Here is a 17,508-nt window from a genome sequence, read left to right as displayed (position 1 = left end):
AGCCGCCCTAAGTGTCTGTCAGCGGCCTTAGGTTACCGAGCCGTTCCCGCGCGGCCGCACCCGACCCTCCCCCAGGCACCGGGCTTCCCTCCGGGTGGGGGTACCTCGCCGCCCACAAGTGACTCGCGAGTCACTTTGCCGAGGCGCTCGTCCGCCATTCACATAACCCACCCGCAAGACCGCAGTCCGCATCCCCGCAACACGGTCCCCAAATTTTCCGTGAAGGAATGTATGGCCACCTCGGATATTGATCATCCGGTGCCCATCCGGCCTCCCGTGATCAATTCCGGATTCGTCTCGTACCCGGCTCCTGCGGCCGAACGGAGTAGCGGAAGTCGTACGCTTGGAACTGGACAAATCGGGATGTTCAACCTCTTGGGCGAGACTCCGCGAGGTTGTGACGTACGTGTTTCGCCTCGCCCGGAGAACTGCCCCGACCTGCGAATACCTGTTGCATCTCGGCCCGGCGAGTGCCCGCGAAGCACGTTCCTGTTGTTGTTGTCAAGCCCCGAGATATGCCCTGACCTGCGAAAACGCCATTCAGAAGACGCCGTATCCGTGTTACCCTTGATAGCCACGGAAGGGGTACCTGTCACATGACGTTCAAGGTTGGCGACACCGTGGTCTATCCCCATCACGGGGCCGCGCTGATCGAGGCCATCGAAACTCGCCAGATCAAAGGCGTGGACAAGACCTACTTGGTGCTGAAGGTCGCCCAGGGTGACCTGACGGTGCGTGTGCCAGCGGACAATGCTGAGTTCGTGGGCGTGCGTGATGTGGTCGGTCAGGACGGGCTGGACCGGGTCTTCGAGGTGCTGCGTGCGCCGTATGCCGAGGAGCCCACGAACTGGTCTCGTCGCTACAAGGCAAACCTGGAGAAGCTCGCCTCCGGCGATGTCATCAAGGTCGCGGAAGTCGTGCGTGACCTGTGGCGTCGTGAGCGCGAGCGCGGTCTCTCCGCCGGTGAGAAGCGCATGCTCGCCAAGGCTCGGCAGATCCTGGTGAGCGAGCTCGCCCTCGCGGAGAACACGAACGAGGACAAGGCCGAGGCCCTGCTCGACGAGGTGCTCGCCTCCTGACGTGCCACCGGCGGCTTCCGCTGCCCGCAGCCCGTTCAGCACAGTGAAATGCCGCGGTGCCCGATGACACTGATCCTGTCGCCGGGCGCTGCGGCATGTTCGTCCCCGGAATGTTCCGGCCGCCGTGAGACCGCCGGACCACCTGTCGTTCATCTCGGGGGAAGTCCCCCGATACTTGGTGTGCCGGGCCCGGGCAGATGGCTCGACCAGGGTCACGGAAGGGTCCGGTCAAGGCTTCGCGCCCGGCACTCCTCCAGGCCATACCCACCTAGGTCGAGCACACAAACCTGACAGGAACCGATGTCTGACGATTCGCGCCCCGCACCTGCGCAGATCCCCGTCGCCGCCGTGATTCCCGCGGCCGGCCGGGGCGTACGGCTCGGCCCGGGCGCCCCCAAGGCGCTCCGCGCGCTGAACGGCACGCCGATGCTGATCCACGCGGTCCGCGCCCTCGCCGCGTCCCGCCATGTCTCCCTGGTGATCGTCGTCGCCCCGCCGGACGGCGCCGCCGAGGTCAAGTCCCTGCTCGACGTGCACGCGCTGCCCGAGCGCACCGACTTCCTCGTCGTCCCCGGAGGGGACAGCCGCCAGGAGTCGGTCCGGCTCGGCCTCGACGCCCTGCCGCCCGAGTACGGCGTCGTCCTCGTCCACGACGCGGCCCGACCGCTCGTCCCCGTCGACACCGTCGACGCGGTCATCGAGGCCGTGCGCGACGGCGCCCCCGCCGTGGTCCCCGCGCTGCCGCTCGCCGACACCGTCAAGGAGGTCGAGCCCGCGGCCGTCGCCGGCGACCCCGAGCCGGTCGTGGCCACGCCCGAGCGGGCCCGGCTGCGGGCCGTGCAGACGCCCCAGGGCTTCGACCGGGAGACCCTGGTCCGCGCCCACGAGACCGTCACCGAGGACGTCACCGACGACGCGAGCATGGTCGAGCAGCTCGGCCTCAGGGTCGTCACCGTCCCCGGTCACGAGGAGGCCTTCAAGGTCACCCGCCCCCTCGACCTCGTCCTCGCCGAGGCGGTCCTGGCCCGCAGGAGGCTGAACGATGGCTTCTGAAGCATCCGCTCTGCGGCCGCAGGGCGGGCTGCCCGTGCTCCCCCAGGTCGGCATCGGCACCGACATCCACGCCTTCGAGGAAGGCCGCGAACTGTGGTGCGCCGGCCTGAAGTGGGAGGGCGAGGGTCCCGGCCTGGCCGGGCACTCCGACGCCGACGTCGTCGCCCACGCCGCCTGCAACGCGCTCTTCTCCGCCGCCGGGCTCGGCGACCTCGGCCAGCACTTCGGCACCGGCCGGCCCGAGTGGTCCGGCGCCTCCGGTGTCACCCTGCTGACCGAGGCCGCCCGGATCGTCCGCGAGGCCGGGTTCGCCATCGGCAACATCGCGGTCCAGGTCGTCGGCCCCCGCCCGAAGATCGGCAAGCGCCGTGACGAGGCCCAGAAGATCCTCTCCGAGGCGGCGGGCGCACCGGTGTCGGTGTCCGGCGCGACGACGGACGGCCTCGGCTTCCCCGGCCGCGAGGAGGGGCTGATGGCGGTGGCCACGGCGCTCGTGGTGCGAGTGGGCTGACGGCGTGCGAGGGTGCCTGCAGAGCGATCAGTGACCCGCCCCCAGGTCCCGGAGGTACCCCCATGCCCGCCGCCCTCTCCGACCAGCTCAAGTCCCTGCTCGACGGTCCCGTCTTCATCGTGGTCGGCACGGTCCAGCCCGACGGCAGCCCCCAGCTGTCCCCGGTGTGGGTGAAGCGGGACGGCGACCAGATCCTGTTCTCCACGACCGTCGACCGCCGCAAGAAGAAGAACCTCGACCGTGACCCCCGGGTGAGCGTCGTCGTCCAGGACCCTCAGATGCCCTACGTCTACGGCGAGATCCGGGGCACCGCGGAGATGACCACACAGGGCGCCAAGGAACTGATCGACGAACTGTCGTTGAAGTACACCGGCAAGACGTACGCGGAGTTCAATCCGGCTTCGGCCGAGGACGCCGACCGTGTGATCGTTCGGATCACCCCGCGGAAGGTCGTCGGGCTGATGTGAGGCAAGCGGCACGAGGCATCACTCCCGGCCCACTACCCTGGAGTGGTGACCATTCGCCTGTACGACACCAGCGCCCGGCAGATCCGTGACTTCTCCCCGCTCAAGCCGGGTTGTGTCTCGATCTACCTGTGTGGTGCCACCGTGCAGGCGGCACCGCACATCGGGCACGTCCGCTCGTACCTCAACTTCGACATCATGCGCCGCTGGTTCCAGTACCGCGGCTACGACGTGACGTTCATCCGGAACGTCACGGACATCGACGACAAGATCATCGCCAAGGGCGCCGACCAGGGCCGCCCCTGGTGGTCGATCGGGTACGAGAACGAGCGCGCCTTCAACGACGGCTACGACGCCCTCGGCTGCCTCCCCCCGACCTACGAGCCGCGCGCCACCGGGCACGTGACCGAGATGGTCGAGATGATGCGCACCCTCATCGAGCGCGGCCACGCCTACGAGGCCGACGGCAGCGTCTACTTCGACGTCCGCTCCTGGCCCTCCTACCTGGAGCTGTCCAAGCAGGACCTGGACGAGATGCGGCAGCCCGCCGAGGAGGGCATCACCGGCAAGCGCGACCCGCGCGACTTCGCCATGTGGAAGGCGTCCAAGCCGGGCGAGCCCGACTGGGAGACGCCGTGGGGCCGTGGGCGCCCCGGCTGGCACCTGGAGTGCTCCGCCATGGCCCACAAGTACCTCGGCTCCGCCTTCGACATCCACGGCGGCGGCCTCGACCTGATCTTCCCGCACCACGAGAACGAGATCGCCCAGGCCAAGGCCTACGGCGACGACTTCGCCACCTACTGGGTGCACAACGCCTGGGTCACCATGAGCGGCGAGAAGATGTCGAAGTCGCTCGGCAACTCGGTCCTCGTGAGCGAGATGGTCAAGCACTGGCGCCCGATCGTCCTGCGTTACTACCTCGGCACCCCGCACTACCGCTCGATGATCGAGTACAGCGAGGAGGCGCTGCGCGAGGCCGAGTCGGCGTTCGCGCGGATCGAGGGCTTCGTGCAGCGGGTCGTCGAGCTGGCCGGGAAGACGGTCGAGCCGGCCGCCGAGGTCCCGCCCGCCTTCGCCGAGGCGATGGACGACGACCTGGGTGTCCCGCAGGCCCTGGCGATCGTGCACACCACCGTCCGGCAGGGCAACAGCGCGCTGGCCGCCGACGACAAGGAAGCGGCCGTGGCCCGGCTCGCCGAGGTGCGGGCCATGCTCGGCGTCCTCGGCCTCGACCCGCTCGACCCGCGCTGGGCCGGTGAGGGCGCCGACCGGGGCCAGGACCTGCACGGCGTGGTCGACAGCCTCGTCCGCCTCGTCCTCGACCAGCGCGAGTCCGCCCGCGCCCGCAAGGACTGGGCCACCGCCGACGCCATCCGCGACCAGCTGAACCAGTCCGGTCTGGTCATCGAGGACAGCCCCCAGGGCCCGCGCTGGAGCCTCGGCCCGCGCTAGCCCCCGCTTGATCGATTGTGCCGTCCGGCCCTCCGGGCGGCACACTGCATAAGACGTACGTACGAAGCTCACGAAGACAGGTAGGTCATGGCCGCGAACAACCGCCGCATGTCCGGCAAGAAGGGCGCGCAGGTCGGCAGTGGCGGCCAGCGGCGCAAGGGCCTGGAGGGCAAGGGCCCGACCCCGCCCGCCGAGATGCGCAAGGGGCACAAGAAGAACCGCATCGCCAACGCCAAGGCCAAGCAGGCCGTGCGCCGCCCGGTGCCCAGGGGCCGGGGCGGCAAGTCGTCCTCCGAGCTGGTCGTCGGCCGCAACCCGGTCGTCGAGGCGCTGCGCGAGGGCGTGCCCGCGAACACCCTCTACGTCCAGCAGTTCATCGACAACGACGAGCGCGTCCGTGAGGCCCTCCAGCTCGCCGCCGAGCGCGGTGGCATCAACCTCATGGAGGCCCCGCGCCCCGAGCTGGACCGCATGACGAACGGCCTGAACCACCAGGGTCTGGTCCTGCAGGTCCCGCCGTACGAGTACGCGCACCCGGAGGACCTCACCGCGGCCGCCTACGACGAGGGCGAGGACCCGCTGATCGTGGCGCTCGACGGCGTCACCGACCCGCGCAACCTCGGCGCGGTCGTCCGCTCCGTCTCCGCCTTCGGCGGCCACGGCGTCGTCGTCCCCGAGCGCCGCTCGGCCGGCATGACCGCCGGCGCCTGGAAGACCTCCGCCGGCACGGCCGCCCGCACGCCGGTCGCCCGTGCCACCAACCTGACCCGCGCCCTGGAGGCCTACAAGAAGGCCGGCATCACGGTCGTCGGCCTGGCCGCCGACGGCGAGGTCGAACTCGGTGCGCTTCAGGCCCTCGACGGCCCGGTCGTGATCGTGGTCGGCAGCGAGGGCAAGGGCCTGTCCCGCCTGGTCGGCGAGACGTGCGACTTCCGTGTGCGGATTCCGATGCCGGGTGGTGCGGAGTCGCTCAACGCGGGTGTGGCGGCGGGAATCGTCCTGTACGAGACGGCTCGCCGACGCGGCTGAACAAGCGTCCGCCGTCTCACCCGTGCGGGGTAATTCAGGCGTCCATATGGCGTTCCGGGCCGCTTTGACGCGGTCCGGACACATCCGCCCGATCAAAGCAGTGTCCTAACTCCACGTCACTCGGTTAGATGAGTGTGGACACCAGAACACCCCGCACACCCACGGGGGACCGCTCGTCGGGATTCGACGACGCTCCCGCGCTGAGCATGGTGAAGGTGCCGAGCGATCCGGCGCAGGTCATCGTCAATCACGCCAGCTTCCGCGTGCAGCTGGGCGCGTCGGCGAGACGCAGCCAATCCTCGTGGATCGCCGGGCACCTGAGCGCCACCCAGAACAACGCCCGTATGCCGGTCGTGGGCACGGCGGGCCGGGCCGGCACCGCGGCCGGCCGCCGCCGCCCCGTCGTGTGGAGCGGCAGGTCCGCCCCCGACGACACCGGCGCCCACCGGCTGCTCCAGGCCGTGCGGGGCAGCAGCGTCCGCCACGCCGACGAGCCCGTCGAGGCCGGCGCCACCCAGGTCATCCCGCGCGTCGGGACCGGCTACGACGGCGGCTACGCCCGCGGCTACGACGAATTCGACCAGACCGTCGAGACCCCCGTCGTCGGCCACCAGCGCACCGCCCCCGAGGACGGCACCCGGCTCCTGCCCCACATGCGCACGGTCGGCAGCGCCTACGACGAACCCGCCTACGACGAACCCGCCTACGCCGACGACGAGTTCGACCACTACGAGGAGAGCGCCGGGGCGGGTGACCGCCCCGCCAAGCGCCACGGCGACGACTCGGCCCGGCACGCCTACTACCCCGGCCGCCGGATGAACCTCGGCGTGGTCCTGCTCCCCCTGCGCATCTTCCTCGGCTTCATCTCCATCTACGCCGGCATGGGCAAGCTGTGCGACCCCGTCTACTTCGACGGCGGCAAGCGCGGCTCCATGGTCAAGTGGCTCAACACCCTGCACCCCTGGGAAGTCGCCGAGCCCCTGCGCCAGTTCGCCCTGCACCACCCGGTCGGCTCCGGCCTGGTCATCGCCTTCCTCCAGGTGGTCGTGGGCGTCCTGACCATCCTCGGCTGCTGGCAGCGCGTCGCCGCCGTGGTCGGCGCCCTGCTCTCCGCCGCCCTGATCGTCACCGTCAGCTGGAAGACGGTCCCCGCCTACGACACCCCCGACATCATCTACCTCGCCGCCTGGTCCCCGCTGATCATCGCCGGCGCCCCCGTCTACTCCGTCGACGGCCGCCTAGCCGGCAGCGCCTGGCGCCGGCTCGGCCCCCGCTCCGACATCTGGGAGCTGCGCCGCTACGTCCTGCGCCGCGGCTCGCTCATCACGGCCGTCACCGTCGGTCTCACCCTGCTCGCCGGCTCCATGCTGGGCGGCGCCGTACGCGACTCCAGCCGCGTGGTCGTCCCCGGCCCCGGCGACGCCCCGCGCAACAACCTGCCGGGCTCCGCGCTGCCCGAGGAGCCCAGTCAGCGGCAGCGGACGAGCCCGTCGGCCTCCGCCTCACCCACGGGCGGCGCCACGGCCGGTGCGAGCCCCTCCGGGGCGGCCACGACCCCGGGCGCCAGCCACAGCGCCGGCGCGACCACCACGACGCCCACCCAGACCCAGGGCACCACGGGCCAGGTCCCGCCCCGCCAGTCCTCCCCGACGGGCGGCGCCCCCAGCACCACGGCGGGCCCGACCACCACGGGCGGCACGTCAACGGGCGGCAGCACCTCCACAGGCGGCACCGGCACCTCGGGCGGCACCACGTCCTCCGGCCAGCCGGGCCTGGTGGGCGGCATCCTGGGCTAGCCGTACGAGACACCAAAGGGCCCCGTACCGCGAAGGTACGGGGCCCTTTGACGTCCTCTTCTGTCAGCGACCCAGCGCCGCCAATTCCTTAGCCGCCTCAGTCAGGTCCTTGGCCGTATCAATGGCCCGCCAGTAGGCCCCCTGCGGAATCGGGAACCCGAACAGCTTCCGCTCCCGGGCCAGCCGAGGAAACGTCGTCCGCTCGTGATCCCCCCGCTCGGGCAGCAGCTCCACGAACTCGGGCGAGAACACGTACACACCCGCGTTGATCTCGAACGGCGACGGCGGTGCCTCGATGAAGTCGGTGATGTGCCCGAACCCGTCGGTCTTCACCGCACCCCAGGGAATCCGGGGCCGGGCCAGCGCCAGCGTGGCGACGGCGTCCCGCTCGGTGTGGAAGTCGGCCATGTCCCGCAGGGAGAAGCGGGTCCAGATGTCGCCGTTGGTGGCGTACCAGGGCCGGTCGGGGTGGGGGAGGTGCGTGGCGGCGTACTTGAGGCCGCCGCCACGGCCGAGGGGCTCCGTCTCGACGACGGTGGTGACGGAGACGGGCAGGTCGGCCGTGTCCAGCCACTTCTGCAGGACCTCGGCGAGGTGGCCGCAGGAGACCACCACGTCCGTCACGCCCTCCTCGGCGAGCCAGGCCAGTTGGTGGCCGATGATCGGAGTGCCCGTACCGGGGATCTCGACCATCGGCTTGGGCCGGTCGTCGGTGTAGGGACGCAGCCGTGAGCCCTGGCCACCGGCCAGGACGACGGCTTGAGTGGGGCGCAACGCGGCGCTCGGATGGGTCATGCCCCGAACTGTACGTGGCGCCCCGGCCGGAATTCCGACCGCAACCTGCTCCTTAAGGAGCCGTTACCGAGTTCCGAACCGGCACTCAGCTGTGCGCGGCCAGGACCCCGGTGGCGAAGGCGGTGTCGCAGACCGGGCGGGCGTAGGACTGGGCGCGCGAGGCGCCGTAGATGCGCACCGCCGCCCTGCCCAGGGCGCGGGCGATGGAGGTGCAGTGCTTCGCCAGCGCCGGGTGCCCGTTGACCGCCTGCTGGAGGTGGGTGAGGACCACGCCCGGGTTCTTGTCCTGCAGCTCGGTCATCAGCTGGTCGCGGAGCACGTCCTGCGGGGCGTGGGAGACCGCCTTCGGGGCGACCTCCGCCGAGGAGACGTCCGAGGCGGTGAGCACCGAGCTGGAGGGGCTTCCCGTCCAGTTGACGCGGGTGACCGCGAGGGTTCCGGAGAGCACCAGGACGACGGGCAGGACGAGGGCGAGAGTGCGACCGATCCGGTGGGCAGGGCCGCCCCGATGGCCGCGTCGCGTCTGAGGGTTGGTGGAGTGCTTCACGCGTGTGAGGGTAGCGCCCGGTAATGATTTGGCGACATTTAGTCACCCTTATGGGGGATGAAGTGGCGCAATTTTCTGGGTAAAGCGTTGACGCACGGTGCCCGAAATGATTGCTGTGCCGGGGTATTTCGCGGCAATGAGCAGGGCCCCGCGGGGGTCCGCGGGGCCCTGCTCGTCAACCTGCGTGAAAACGCCCTGCTCAGGCCGTCAGTCGGAGAGACGCTCGCCCGTCGAGGTCGAGAACACGTGGGTCTCGCCCGGACGCGGCACGACGTGCAGGGTGGCGCCCTTCTCCGGCACCTGGCGGCCGCCCACGCGTACGACCAGGTCCTTGACCTCGCCGCCGACTTCGGCGGTGCCGTAGACGTAGCCGTCGGCGCCCAGCTCCTCGACGACGTTCACGGAGACGGCGAGACCGGCCGGGGCGTCCTCGGTGTCCTTGGACAGGGAGGCGGCGGCACCGCCGCCCAGCTCGACCACCTCGAAGTGCTCGGGCCGGACACCGACGGTCACCGTGCGGTCACCCTTGTCGGCGGCGGCCTTCAGGGCGTCCCGGTTGACGGGGACGACGCTGTTGCCGAACTTCACGCCGCCGTCGGTGATCGGGACCTCGACCAGGTTCATGGCGGGGGAGCCGATGAAGCCGGCGACGAAGAGGTTCGCGGGCTTGTCGTACATGTTGCGCGGCGAGTCGACCTGCTGGAGGAGGCCGTCCTTGAGCACGGCCACCCGGTCGCCCATCGTCATGGCCTCGACCTGGTCGTGGGTGACGTAGACGGTGGTGATGCCGAGGCGGCGCTGCAGGGACGCGATCTGCGTACGGGTCGAGACGCGGAGTTTGGCGTCCAGGTTGGACAGCGGCTCGTCCATGAGGAAGACCTGCGGCTCACGGACGATGGCGCGGCCCATGGCGACACGCTGGCGCTGACCGCCGGACAGGGCCTTCGGCTTGCGGTCCAGGTACTCGGTGAGGTCGAGGATCTTCGCGGCCTCCTCGACCTTCTGCCGGATCTCCGCCTTGTTGACGCCGGCGATCTTGAGCGCGAAGCCCATGTTGTCGGCGACCGTCATGTGCGGGTAGAGCGCGTAGTTCTGGAACACCATGGCGATGTCCCGGTCCTTGGGCGGCAGGTGCGTGACGTCGCGGTCGCCGATGCGGATGGCACCGCCGTTGACGTCCTCCAGGCCCGCGAGCATCCGCAGGGAGGTGGACTTTCCGCAACCGGACGGGCCGACCAGGACGAGGAACTCGCCGTCCTCGATCGCGATGTCGAGTTGGTCGACGGCGGGCTTGGTGGAACCCGGGTAGATCCGGGTCGCCTTGTCGAACGTGACAGTGGCCATGGTGAATGGGCCCCCTTCTACCGGCAGGAACGTGCCGGACGATCCGTTGTAGGAAGGTGGTGGTGTAGTCCACGAGGGTGAACTGGGTCAGGACGGTACCTGGCGTTCACCTGCTCTGTCAGTACCCGGGCCGCTGTGAACTTCGCGGAAATTTTCGACAAGGGGTACCCCGGGCCTGGGTACACTGCACGGGCGCGCAAGCGCACGCCTCCTTAGCTCAGCTGGCCAGAGCAACGCACTTGTAATGCGTAGGTCGTCGGTTCGAATCCGACAGGGGGCTCGGCAGGGCGAAGGCCACCCGCACCTCACAGTGCGGGTGGCCTTTGTCGTCTGTGCAGGTCAGGCGGTGTGGAGCAGGGTTCGCAGGACCTTTCGCAGCTCCGCCTCCGGATCCGGGACGGCGCCCGTCGCCCGCCACGCCACGAATCCGTCCGGCCGGACCAGGACGGCGCCGTCGGCGCTGGTGCCGTGGGCCTGGGCCCAGTCGGTGCCCTCGGCGTCGTACGTCAGGTCCGCGTCGGCGCCCGGGCCGATCCGGTACGCGTCGAGCCGTACTCCGTCCGTGTCGGCGATACGGCGGGCCGCCGCGTGCCAGCCCGCGTCGTCCGGGGCGTCGGAGAGCAGGACCAGGGAGCGTTCGTACAGGTCGAGGGTGGACAGCCGGGTGCCTGCGCGGCGCAGCCAGAGGTGGGGGGCGCGGGTGCCGGGCCGGCCGGTCAGGTCCAGGGCGTCGGGGACGACCGGCCGCTCGGGGTCGGTGCCGAGGGCGGCGCCGTGCGGGTAGTGGTAGCCGAGGACGACGTTGAGGATGCCGCCGCGCTTGGCGCCGCCGACACCGGGGGCGGGGGCGAAGCCGGGGTGGCTGTGCTCGACCGAGCGGGCGGAGGCGCGGGCGCTGGTGGCGAGGGCGACCGGGCGGCGCTCGGTGTCGTACGAGTCGAGCAGGCCGGGGCCGGCCCAGCCGGCCAGGACGGCGGCCAGTTTCCACGCCAGGTTGTGGGCGTCCTGGATGCCGGTGTTGGAGCCGAAGGCGCCGGTCGGGGACATCTCGTGGGCGGAGTCGCCGGCGAGGAAGACCCGGCCGAAGGAGTACTGGTCGGCGACCCGTTCGGCGGCACGCCAGGACGCCTTTCCGGTGATTTCCACGTCGAGGTCGGGCACGCCCACCGCCCGCCGGATGTGGCGCCGCAGGCGTTCCTCGGTGAACTCCTCCAGCGTTTCGCCGTACTCGGGGTGCCAGGGGGCGTGGAAGACCCAGTGTTCCTTGTTGTCGACGGGCAGGAGGGCGCCGTCGGCGTCCGGGTGGGTGAGGTAGCAGCAGATGAAGCGGCGGTCGCCGACCACCTCGGCCAGGCTCGCGGAGCGGAAGGTGACGCTGACGTTCGCGAAGAGGTCGCCGGGGCCCGTCTGGCCGATGCCCAGCGCGGTGCGGATGGGGCTGCGCTGGCCGTCGGCGGCGATCAGGTAGTCGGCGTGGACGGTGTAGCGCTCCTCGGTGGTGCGGTCGCGGATCACCGCGGTCACCCCGTAGGCGTCCTGCTCGAAGGACTCCATCTGGTGGTGGTAGCGCAGGTCGCCGCCGAGTTCCCGGGCGCTGTCCACGAGGACGGGTTCGAGGTCGTTCTGGCTGCACAGGCACCAGCTGGTGGGGCTGAGCTCGGCGAGTCCGCCGCCCGGGTCGATGTGCTTGAACAGCCATTCGCCGGCGTCCCCGACGAGGGTCGGCGTCTGCAGGATGCCGTGGTTGTCGGCGAGGAGTGAGGCCGCCGCCGTGATGTCCGGCTCGATGCCGGCCACCCGGAACAGTTCCATCGTCCGCACGTTGTTGCCGCGTCCGCGTGGGTGGATCGAGGTCCCGGAGTGGCGCTCGACGAGCATGTGCCGCACACCGAGACGGCCCAGGAACACGGACATGGACAGGCCCACCAGAGAGCCGCCCACGATGAGGACGGGGACCCGGTGGTCGGCTTTTTGATGCATCGAAGCCTCCAGAGGCAGGGGTGGGCGTGTGGGGCGCCCTGTGAGTTCTCATGCCCGGTGGCGCCCGCTCCGCGTGCCCAATCACCCACGTGGTTCATACGAGTCGCGGGGTGGTGGGGACCGGCACAGGATCAAGGAACGCTGCCGTCGCGTCACTCGCGGCCGGCGATGCCTCTGCCCCGCGAAGGAGATGTGTGCAGGATGACCACGACGTCTGAACGTCTTTCAGAGAAGCTGACACGCGAGGTCTCGAAGCGTGTCTCCCAGTCCGTGTTCGACGGTTCCCGGCTCCGGGTCGTCCTCCTGGTCGACGTCTACGACGGCGCACAGCAGCAGTTCCTGGAGGCGTACGAGAAGCTGTGCAAGCAGGTTGCGTCGGTGCCCGGCCATGTCAGCGACCAGCTGTGCCAGTCCATCGAGAATCCCTCCCAATGGCTCATCACGAGTGAGTGGGAGAGTGCCCCGCCGTTCCTCACCTGGGTGAACAGCGAGGAGCACGTGCGGATGGTGCAGCCGCTGCACAGCTGTGTCCGGGACACCCGGTCGCTGCGCTTCCACATCGTGCGGGAGACCGGCGGCGCCGAGCACAAGCCGTCGGCGGAACGCCGGCTGCAGGCTCACCCTCGCATCGGCGACGGCGTGATCCGGCACGCGCTGACCTTCACGGTCAAGCCGGGCAGCGAGAAGAAGGTCGCGAAGATCCTCGCCGGCTACGCCTCGCCCGAGGCCCAGGTGGACGAGAAGACGCGGCTGTGCCGGACCTCGCTGTTCATGCACGGCAACCGGGTGGTGCGGGCCATCGAGGTGCGCGGCGACCTGCTCGCGGCGCTGCGGCACGTGGCCCAGCAGCCGGAGGTGCGGGCCGTCGAGGAGGCGATCAACCCGTACCTGGAGCAGGACCGGGACCTGGGCGACCCGGAGTCGGCCCGGATGTTCTTCACCCGGGCGGCGCTGCCGGCCGTGCACCACGTGAACACGGAGGACCGGTCTGAGGGCAGGCGGCAGGCCCTGTACTACCCGGCCCGGTCCGGCTGCGGACTGCGGCTGGCCGAGCTGATCGCACAGGCCGACTCGGCGGCCGCGGACGATGCGGCGAGCCCCCTGCTGCGCAGCACGGTCTTCCAGCGGGACGACGTGGTCGTGCGCCTGGTCGACATGCGCGGCGACCAGGAGGCCGAGGTGGTGCCGCGGGAGTCCCGGATGGCCGCCGAGGTGCGGGAGCTGCTCGACGCCGAGGTCGCCCGCATGGACCTGATCACCGACCGCCGCTCGCCGGGCGCCTGATCCGGCGGCCGGGTCCCCCCACCGCCAAGCGCCGACGCAGCGCACATCCAACGGAGGAAACGTTGTCCATCAAACCCCGTCCGAAAATCGTGGACCTCAGTGAGGTCGAGCCCAACGTCCGGCGAGGTGGCGACCTGCGCGCCATGCTCACCCCTGCCACGGTCGGCTCCACCAGCGGCTTCATGGGCGTGGCCATCGTGCAGCCCGGTGACCGCATCGGGGAGCACTACCACCCGTACTCCGAGGAGTTCGTGTACGTCGTCTGCGGGCAGCTGGAGGTGGACCTGGACGGTGAGCCGCACGCGCTGCGGCCCGAGCAGGGTCTGATGATCCCGGCCCACATGCGGCACCGTTTCCGCAACACCGGCAAGGTGGAGGCGCGGATCGTCTTCCACCTCGGTCCGCTGGCCCCGAGGCCCCAGCTGGGCCATGTCGACACCGAGGAGACGGAGGTCATCGGGGCCGCCGCGGTGATCACCGAGGCGGATGCCGCGCACGCGGCCGACCGGGGTCGGGTTCGGTCATGACCCGGCGCGTGGCGGTCACTGGCATAGGCATCGTTGCTCCGGGCGGCATCGGCGTACCGGCATTCTGGGATCTGCTTGCCGACGGCCGGACCGCGACGCGGGGCATAACCTTCTTCGACCCCTCGGGGCTCAGGTCGCGGATCGCGGCGGAGTGCGACTTCGACCCGGCGGCGCACGGTCTGGATGCGGACCAGGCCGCCCGGGCGGACCGGTACATCCAGTTCGCCCTGGTCGCCGGGGAGGAGGCGGTCCGGGACTCGGGTCTCGACCTGGCCCGGGAGGATCCCTGGCGGGTCGCGGTCTCGGTGGGCACCGCGGTCGGCGGCACCACCCGCCTGGAGCACGACTACGTCCTGGTCAGCAACCGCGGGCAGCGCTGGGACGTCGACGACCGCGAGGCGGAGCCGCATCTGCACCGGGCGTTCTCGCCCAGCACGGTGGCCTCCGCGGTGGCGGAACGTTTCGGCGCCCAGGGTCCGGTGCAGACCGTCTCCACCGGCTGCACCTCCGGCCTGGACGCGGTCGGGTACGCCTTCCACACCGTCGAGGAGGGCCGGGCCGACATCTGCATAGCAGGCGCGTCGGACTCGCCGATCTCCCCGATCACCATGGCGTGCTTCGACGCGATCAAGGCCACGTCCCCGAACAACGACGATCCGGCACACGCCTCCCGGCCCTTCGACAACAACCGTGACGGGTTCGTCATGGGCGAGGGCGGTGCGGTGCTCGTCCTGGAGGAGCTGGAACACGCGCGGGCCCGTGGCGCGCACGTGTACTGCGAGCTGGGCGGCTACGCCACCTTCGGCAACGCCTACCACATGACCGGACTGACCAGCGAGGGCCTGGAGATGGCCCGGGCGATAGACACCGCGCTCGACCACGCCCGGCTCGACCCCACGGCGATCGACTACGTCAACGCGCACGGCTCCGGCACCCGGCAGAACGACCGCCACGAGACGGCGGCCGTGAAGCGGGCGCTCGGCCACCACGCCTACGACACCCCCATGAGCTCCATCAAGTCGATGGTGGGGCACTCCCTCGGGGCGATCGGGGCGATCGAGGTGGTCGCGTGTGTGCTGGCCCTGGCCAAGCAGGTCGTACCCCCTACCGCGAACTACGAGACCCCCGACCCCGAGTGCGACCTGGACTACGTCCCGCGCGTCGCCCGCGAACGGAAGCTGACCAGCGTCCTGTCCGTGGGCAGCGGGTTCGGAGGCTTCCAGTCCGCGGTGGTCCTGACCCGGACGAGGGACCGGACTAGGGAGAGGACAAGATGAGCGAACCGCATGACCGGCGCGCGGCCGTCACCGGCATCGGGGTGGTCGCGCCCAACGGCACCAGCACCGACACCTTCTGGAAGGCCACCCAGGGAGGTCTCTGCGTCCTCGACCGCATCACCCGCGAGGGCTGTGAGCACCTTCCGCTGAAGGTGGCCGGCGAGGTCCGCGCGTTCGATCCGGCGGTGACGATCGAAGAGCGGTTCCTCGTCCAGACCGACCGGTTCACGCACTTCGCCATGGCCGCGGCCGACTTCGCGCTGGCCGACGCCCGGCTCGGGCAGGCCGACACCTCCGGGGAGCCGTACTCCATCGGTGTGGTCACCGCCGCCGGGTCCGGCGGCGGTGAGTTCGGCCAGCGCGAGCTGCAGCGGCTGTGGGGCAAGGGCAGCCGGTTCGTCGGCCCGTACCAGTCCATCGCCTGGTTCTACGCCGCGAGCACGGGTCAGGTCTCCATCCGCCGGGGGTTCAAGGGCCCCTGCTCGGTCGTCGCCTCCGACGAGGCTGGCGGTCTGGACGCCCTCGCGCACGCGGCGCGGGCGGTGCGGCGCGGCACCGACGTGATCGTGGCCGGCTCCACCGAGGCGCCGCTGGCGCCGTACTCGATGGTCTGCCAGCTCGGTTACGAGGAGCTGAGCCGTGAAGAGGACCCGACCCGCGCCTACCGCCCGTTCACGGACGCCGCCTGCGGCTTCGTGCCGGCGGAGGGCGGCGCCATGCTCGTGGTCGAGGCGGAGCGCTCCGCCCGCGAGCGCGGCGCGGACATCCGGGCCTTCGTCGCCGGGCATGCGGCCACCTTCACCGGTGCCTCCCGCTGGGCCGACTCCCAAGGCGGCCTGGCCCACGCCATCCGGCAGGCCCTGGACGAGGCCGGCTGCGCGCCCGAGGAGGTCGACGTCGTCTTCGCCGACGCCCTCGGGGTGCCGGAGGCGGACCGGGCCGAGGCGCTCGCGCTCGCCGACGCCCTCGGCGCACACGGCACCCGGGTGCCGGTCACGGCGCCGAAGACCGGCGTCGGCCGGGGCTACTGCGCGGCGCCCGTGCTGGACACCGCGGCGGCCGTGCTCGCGATGGAGCACGGGCTGATCCCGCCGACGCCGAACGTCTTCGACGTCTGCCACGACCTCGACCTCGTGACCGGCCGCGCCCGCGTCGCCGAGCTGCGTACGGCGCTGGTGCTCAGCCGCGGACTCATGGGGTCGAACTCGGCGCTGGTGCTCCGGCACGGCGCCGTGAACGCCTAGCAGTACAGGAGGTAATCGCATGTCCGCACAGATCACCGTGGAAGAACTGGCCGCGCTGATGAAGCAGGCCGCCGGGGTCACCGTGGCCCCGGAGGTGCTTCTGGAGCAGGGCGAGTCCGGCTTCGACGCCCTCGGCGTCGACTCGCTCGGCCTGCTCGGCATCGTCGGCGAGCTGGAGAACACGCACGGCACCCCGATGCCGCCCGACGCGGAGCGCTGCAAGACGCCCCGGCAGTTCCTCGACCTGGTCAACAGCACTCTGATGGCAGGAGCCTGACATGGCAGGACACACACAGAACGAGATCACCATCGCCGCGCCGCTGGACCTGGTCTGGGACATGACCAACGACCTGGAGCGCTGGCCCCAGCTGTTCAGCGAGTACGCGTCCGTCGACGTCCTCTCCCGGGAGGGGAAGAAGACGACGTTCCGGCTGACCATGCACCCGGACGACAACGACGTCGTCTGGAGCTGGGTCTCCGAGCGCGAGCCCGACCGCGACACCCTCACTGTGAAGGCCCGCCGCGTCGAGACCGGCCCCTTCGCCCACATGGACATCCACTGGCGGTACGAGGAGGTCCCGGCCGGCACCCGGATGGTCTGGACGCAGGACTTCGCGATGAAGCCCGACGCCCCGGTCGACGACGAGTGGATGACCGACAACATCAACCGGAACTCCAAGGTCCAGATGGCCCTCATCCGGGACAAGATCGAGAAGGCCGCCGCCGGACACCGGCCCGCACCGGCCCTGGCCGACTGAACCGGAAGAAGGAGCAGGCCCCATGCACCAGGCCCTGATCGTCGCCCGGATGGCCCCGGGCTCCGCACCCGGCATCGCCAAGGTCTTCGAGGAGTCCGACCGCGGAGAGCTGCCCCACCTCGTCGGTGTGGTGCGGCGCAGCCTCTTCCAGTTCGGCGACGTGTACATGCACCTCATCGAGTCCGAGCGGGAGCCGGGACCGGCCATCGCCAAGGTGACCAACCACCCCGAGTTCCGTGACATCAGCGAGCGCCTGCAGGCGTACGTCAGCGCGTACGACCCGGAGACCTGGAGGTCCCCCAAGGACGCGATGGCACACCGCTTCTACGTCTGGGAGCGCGACTGAGCCGTACGGCCCGTCCGGACGG

18 protein-coding genes and 1 tRNA gene are annotated in these 17,508 nt (G+C 70.6%); 15 read left to right on the top strand and 4 right to left on the bottom strand.

What is annotated here, in order from left to right:
- Positions 1-596 precede the first annotated feature (596 nt).
- The 7 genes from ACFYZZ_RS18185 (at position 597) to ACFYZZ_RS18155 (ending at position 7,384) form a co-directional block, all read left to right on the top strand.
- Positions 597-1,079 carry a CarD family transcriptional regulator gene (locus ACFYZZ_RS18185; RefSeq protein ID WP_003953493.1) on the top strand — a complete coding sequence of 161 codons (483 nt, stop codon included), beginning with the start codon at positions 597-599 and terminating at the stop codon, positions 1,077-1,079.
- A gap of 300 nt (positions 1,080-1,379) precedes the next feature.
- Positions 1,380-2,132, top strand: a complete 753-nt coding sequence (gene ispD, locus ACFYZZ_RS18180) for a 2-C-methyl-D-erythritol 4-phosphate cytidylyltransferase (RefSeq protein WP_389176654.1) — start codon at positions 1,380-1,382, stop codon at positions 2,130-2,132.
- On the top strand, positions 2,122-2,643 hold the full coding sequence (gene ispF, locus ACFYZZ_RS18175; RefSeq protein ID WP_389176652.1) for a 2-C-methyl-D-erythritol 2,4-cyclodiphosphate synthase: 522 nt from the start codon (positions 2,122-2,124) through the stop codon (positions 2,641-2,643). The genes ispD and ispF overlap by 11 nt, the downstream gene beginning before the upstream one ends.
- Positions 2,644-2,705: 62 nt before the next feature.
- The gene (locus ACFYZZ_RS18170) at positions 2,706-3,110 is read left to right on the top strand and encodes a PPOX class F420-dependent oxidoreductase (protein ID WP_389176650.1); all 405 of its coding nucleotides are present in this window, start codon (positions 2,706-2,708) and stop codon (positions 3,108-3,110) included.
- A gap of 45 nt (positions 3,111-3,155) precedes the next feature.
- Positions 3,156-4,559 carry a cysteine--tRNA ligase gene (gene cysS, locus ACFYZZ_RS18165; protein ID WP_389176648.1) on the top strand — a complete coding sequence of 468 codons (1,404 nt, stop codon included), beginning with the start codon at positions 3,156-3,158 and terminating at the stop codon, positions 4,557-4,559.
- 87 nt (positions 4,560-4,646) lie between these two features.
- A complete protein-coding gene (rlmB, locus tag ACFYZZ_RS18160; protein ID WP_389176646.1) occupies positions 4,647-5,588 on the top strand; it encodes a 23S rRNA (guanosine(2251)-2'-O)-methyltransferase RlmB in 942 nt (313 codons plus the stop codon).
- A 128-nt stretch (positions 5,589-5,716) separates the two neighbouring features.
- Complete coding sequence (locus tag ACFYZZ_RS18155) at positions 5,717-7,384, top strand: DoxX family protein (RefSeq protein WP_389176644.1); 1,668 nt, start codon at positions 5,717-5,719, stop codon at positions 7,382-7,384.
- Positions 7,385-7,447: 63 nt separating this feature from the next.
- Here ACFYZZ_RS18155 and ACFYZZ_RS18150 read toward each other — a convergent pair whose 3' ends face one another.
- From ACFYZZ_RS18150 to ACFYZZ_RS18140, 3 genes are all read right to left on the bottom strand, one after another.
- A complete protein-coding gene (locus ACFYZZ_RS18150) occupies positions 7,448-8,179 on the bottom strand; it encodes an NDP-sugar synthase (protein WP_386573696.1) in 732 nt (243 codons plus the stop codon).
- Between the two features lie 85 nt (positions 8,180-8,264).
- Positions 8,265-8,726, bottom strand: coding sequence for a hypothetical protein (locus tag ACFYZZ_RS18145; RefSeq protein ID WP_386573695.1), 462 nt, complete (start codon positions 8,724-8,726; stop codon positions 8,265-8,267).
- A gap of 207 nt (positions 8,727-8,933) precedes the next feature.
- Positions 8,934-10,070 carry an ABC transporter ATP-binding protein gene (locus ACFYZZ_RS18140; protein ID WP_386573694.1) on the bottom strand — a complete coding sequence of 379 codons (1,137 nt, stop codon included), beginning with the start codon at positions 10,068-10,070 and terminating at the stop codon, positions 8,934-8,936.
- Between the two features lie 206 nt (positions 10,071-10,276).
- Between ACFYZZ_RS18140 and ACFYZZ_RS18135 the strand changes: the two genes are divergently transcribed.
- Positions 10,277-10,350 (top strand) — tRNA-Thr (locus tag ACFYZZ_RS18135).
- A 59-nt stretch (positions 10,351-10,409) separates the two neighbouring features.
- Here the strand turns inward: ACFYZZ_RS18135 and ACFYZZ_RS18130 are convergent.
- Positions 10,410-12,050 (bottom strand): FAD-dependent oxidoreductase, encoded by a 1,641-nt coding sequence (locus ACFYZZ_RS18130; protein ID WP_389176641.1) that lies wholly within the window; start codon positions 12,048-12,050, stop codon positions 10,410-10,412.
- Between the two features lie 201 nt (positions 12,051-12,251).
- On the opposite strand from ACFYZZ_RS18130, the gene ACFYZZ_RS18125 reads away from it, so the two are divergent.
- From ACFYZZ_RS18125 to ACFYZZ_RS18095, 7 genes are all read left to right on the top strand, one after another.
- Positions 12,252-13,334 (top strand): SchA/CurD-like domain-containing protein, encoded by a 1,083-nt coding sequence (locus tag ACFYZZ_RS18125; RefSeq protein WP_389176639.1) that lies wholly within the window; start codon positions 12,252-12,254, stop codon positions 13,332-13,334.
- 89 nt (positions 13,335-13,423) lie between these two features.
- Entirely contained in the window at positions 13,424-13,861 is a 438-nt protein-coding gene (locus ACFYZZ_RS18120) for a cupin domain-containing protein (RefSeq protein ID WP_389176896.1), read from the top strand.
- Positions 13,858-15,138 (top strand): beta-ketoacyl-[acyl-carrier-protein] synthase family protein, encoded by a 1,281-nt coding sequence (locus ACFYZZ_RS18115; protein ID WP_389176637.1) that lies wholly within the window; start codon positions 13,858-13,860, stop codon positions 15,136-15,138. Before ACFYZZ_RS18120 ends, ACFYZZ_RS18115 begins: the two co-directional genes overlap by 4 nt.
- Positions 15,135-16,382: a ketosynthase chain-length factor gene (locus ACFYZZ_RS18110; protein WP_389176635.1), complete on the top strand. Its 1,248-nt coding sequence runs from the start codon at positions 15,135-15,137 to the stop codon at positions 16,380-16,382. The genes ACFYZZ_RS18115 and ACFYZZ_RS18110 overlap by 4 nt, the downstream gene beginning before the upstream one ends.
- Before the next feature lie 19 nt (positions 16,383-16,401).
- Complete coding sequence (locus tag ACFYZZ_RS18105; protein ID WP_389176633.1) at positions 16,402-16,659, top strand: acyl carrier protein; 258 nt, start codon at positions 16,402-16,404, stop codon at positions 16,657-16,659.
- A gap of 1 nt (position 16,660) precedes the next feature.
- Positions 16,661-17,140 (top strand): SRPBCC family protein, encoded by a 480-nt coding sequence (locus ACFYZZ_RS18100; RefSeq protein WP_389176631.1) that lies wholly within the window; start codon positions 16,661-16,663, stop codon positions 17,138-17,140.
- Between the two features lie 22 nt (positions 17,141-17,162).
- Entirely contained in the window at positions 17,163-17,486 is a 324-nt protein-coding gene (locus ACFYZZ_RS18095; RefSeq protein WP_386573687.1) for a TcmI family type II polyketide cyclase, read from the top strand.
- Positions 17,487-17,508: the final 22 nt, after the last annotated feature.

This window comes from Streptomyces sp. NPDC001816 (assembly GCF_042892235.1).
Lineage (GTDB): Bacteria > Actinomycetota > Actinomycetes > Streptomycetales > Streptomycetaceae > Streptomyces.
The sequence above is the reverse complement of the archived record's forward strand: the minus strand, read 5'-3'. Positions and strand labels throughout refer to the sequence as shown.

Excerpts from the sequence above, each read along its gene's own strand:
- ACFYZZ_RS18095 (WP_386573687.1), top strand. The coding sequence starts at position 17,163 with ATGCACCAGGCCCTGATCGTCGCCCGGATGGCCCCGGGCTCCGCACCC.
- ACFYZZ_RS18100 (WP_389176631.1), top strand. The coding sequence starts at position 16,661 with ATGGCAGGACACACACAGAACGAGATCACCATCGCCGCGCCGCTGGAC.
- ispD (WP_389176654.1), top strand. The coding sequence starts at position 1,380 with ATGTCTGACGATTCGCGCCCCGCACCTGCGCAGATCCCCGTCGCCGCC.
- rlmB (WP_389176646.1), top strand. The coding sequence starts at position 4,647 with ATGGCCGCGAACAACCGCCGCATGTCCGGCAAGAAGGGCGCGCAGGTC.
- ACFYZZ_RS18185 (WP_003953493.1), top strand. The coding sequence starts at position 597 with ATGACGTTCAAGGTTGGCGACACCGTGGTCTATCCCCATCACGGGGCC.
- ACFYZZ_RS18155 (WP_389176644.1), top strand. The coding sequence starts at position 5,717 with ATGAGTGTGGACACCAGAACACCCCGCACACCCACGGGGGACCGCTCG.
- ACFYZZ_RS18105 (WP_389176633.1), top strand. The coding sequence starts at position 16,402 with ATGTCCGCACAGATCACCGTGGAAGAACTGGCCGCGCTGATGAAGCAG.
- ACFYZZ_RS18115 (WP_389176637.1), top strand. The coding sequence starts at position 13,858 with ATGACCCGGCGCGTGGCGGTCACTGGCATAGGCATCGTTGCTCCGGGC.
- ACFYZZ_RS18150 (WP_386573696.1), bottom strand. The coding sequence starts at position 8,179 with ATGACCCATCCGAGCGCCGCGTTGCGCCCCACTCAAGCCGTCGTCCTG.
- ispF (WP_389176652.1), top strand. The coding sequence starts at position 2,122 with ATGGCTTCTGAAGCATCCGCTCTGCGGCCGCAGGGCGGGCTGCCCGTG.
- ACFYZZ_RS18130 (WP_389176641.1), bottom strand. The coding sequence starts at position 12,050 with ATGCATCAAAAAGCCGACCACCGGGTCCCCGTCCTCATCGTGGGCGGC.
- ACFYZZ_RS18170 (WP_389176650.1), top strand. The coding sequence starts at position 2,706 with ATGCCCGCCGCCCTCTCCGACCAGCTCAAGTCCCTGCTCGACGGTCCC.
- ACFYZZ_RS18125 (WP_389176639.1), top strand. The coding sequence starts at position 12,252 with ATGACCACGACGTCTGAACGTCTTTCAGAGAAGCTGACACGCGAGGTC.
- ACFYZZ_RS18140 (WP_386573694.1), bottom strand. The coding sequence starts at position 10,070 with ATGGCCACTGTCACGTTCGACAAGGCGACCCGGATCTACCCGGGTTCC.
- ACFYZZ_RS18110 (WP_389176635.1), top strand. The coding sequence starts at position 15,135 with ATGAGCGAACCGCATGACCGGCGCGCGGCCGTCACCGGCATCGGGGTG.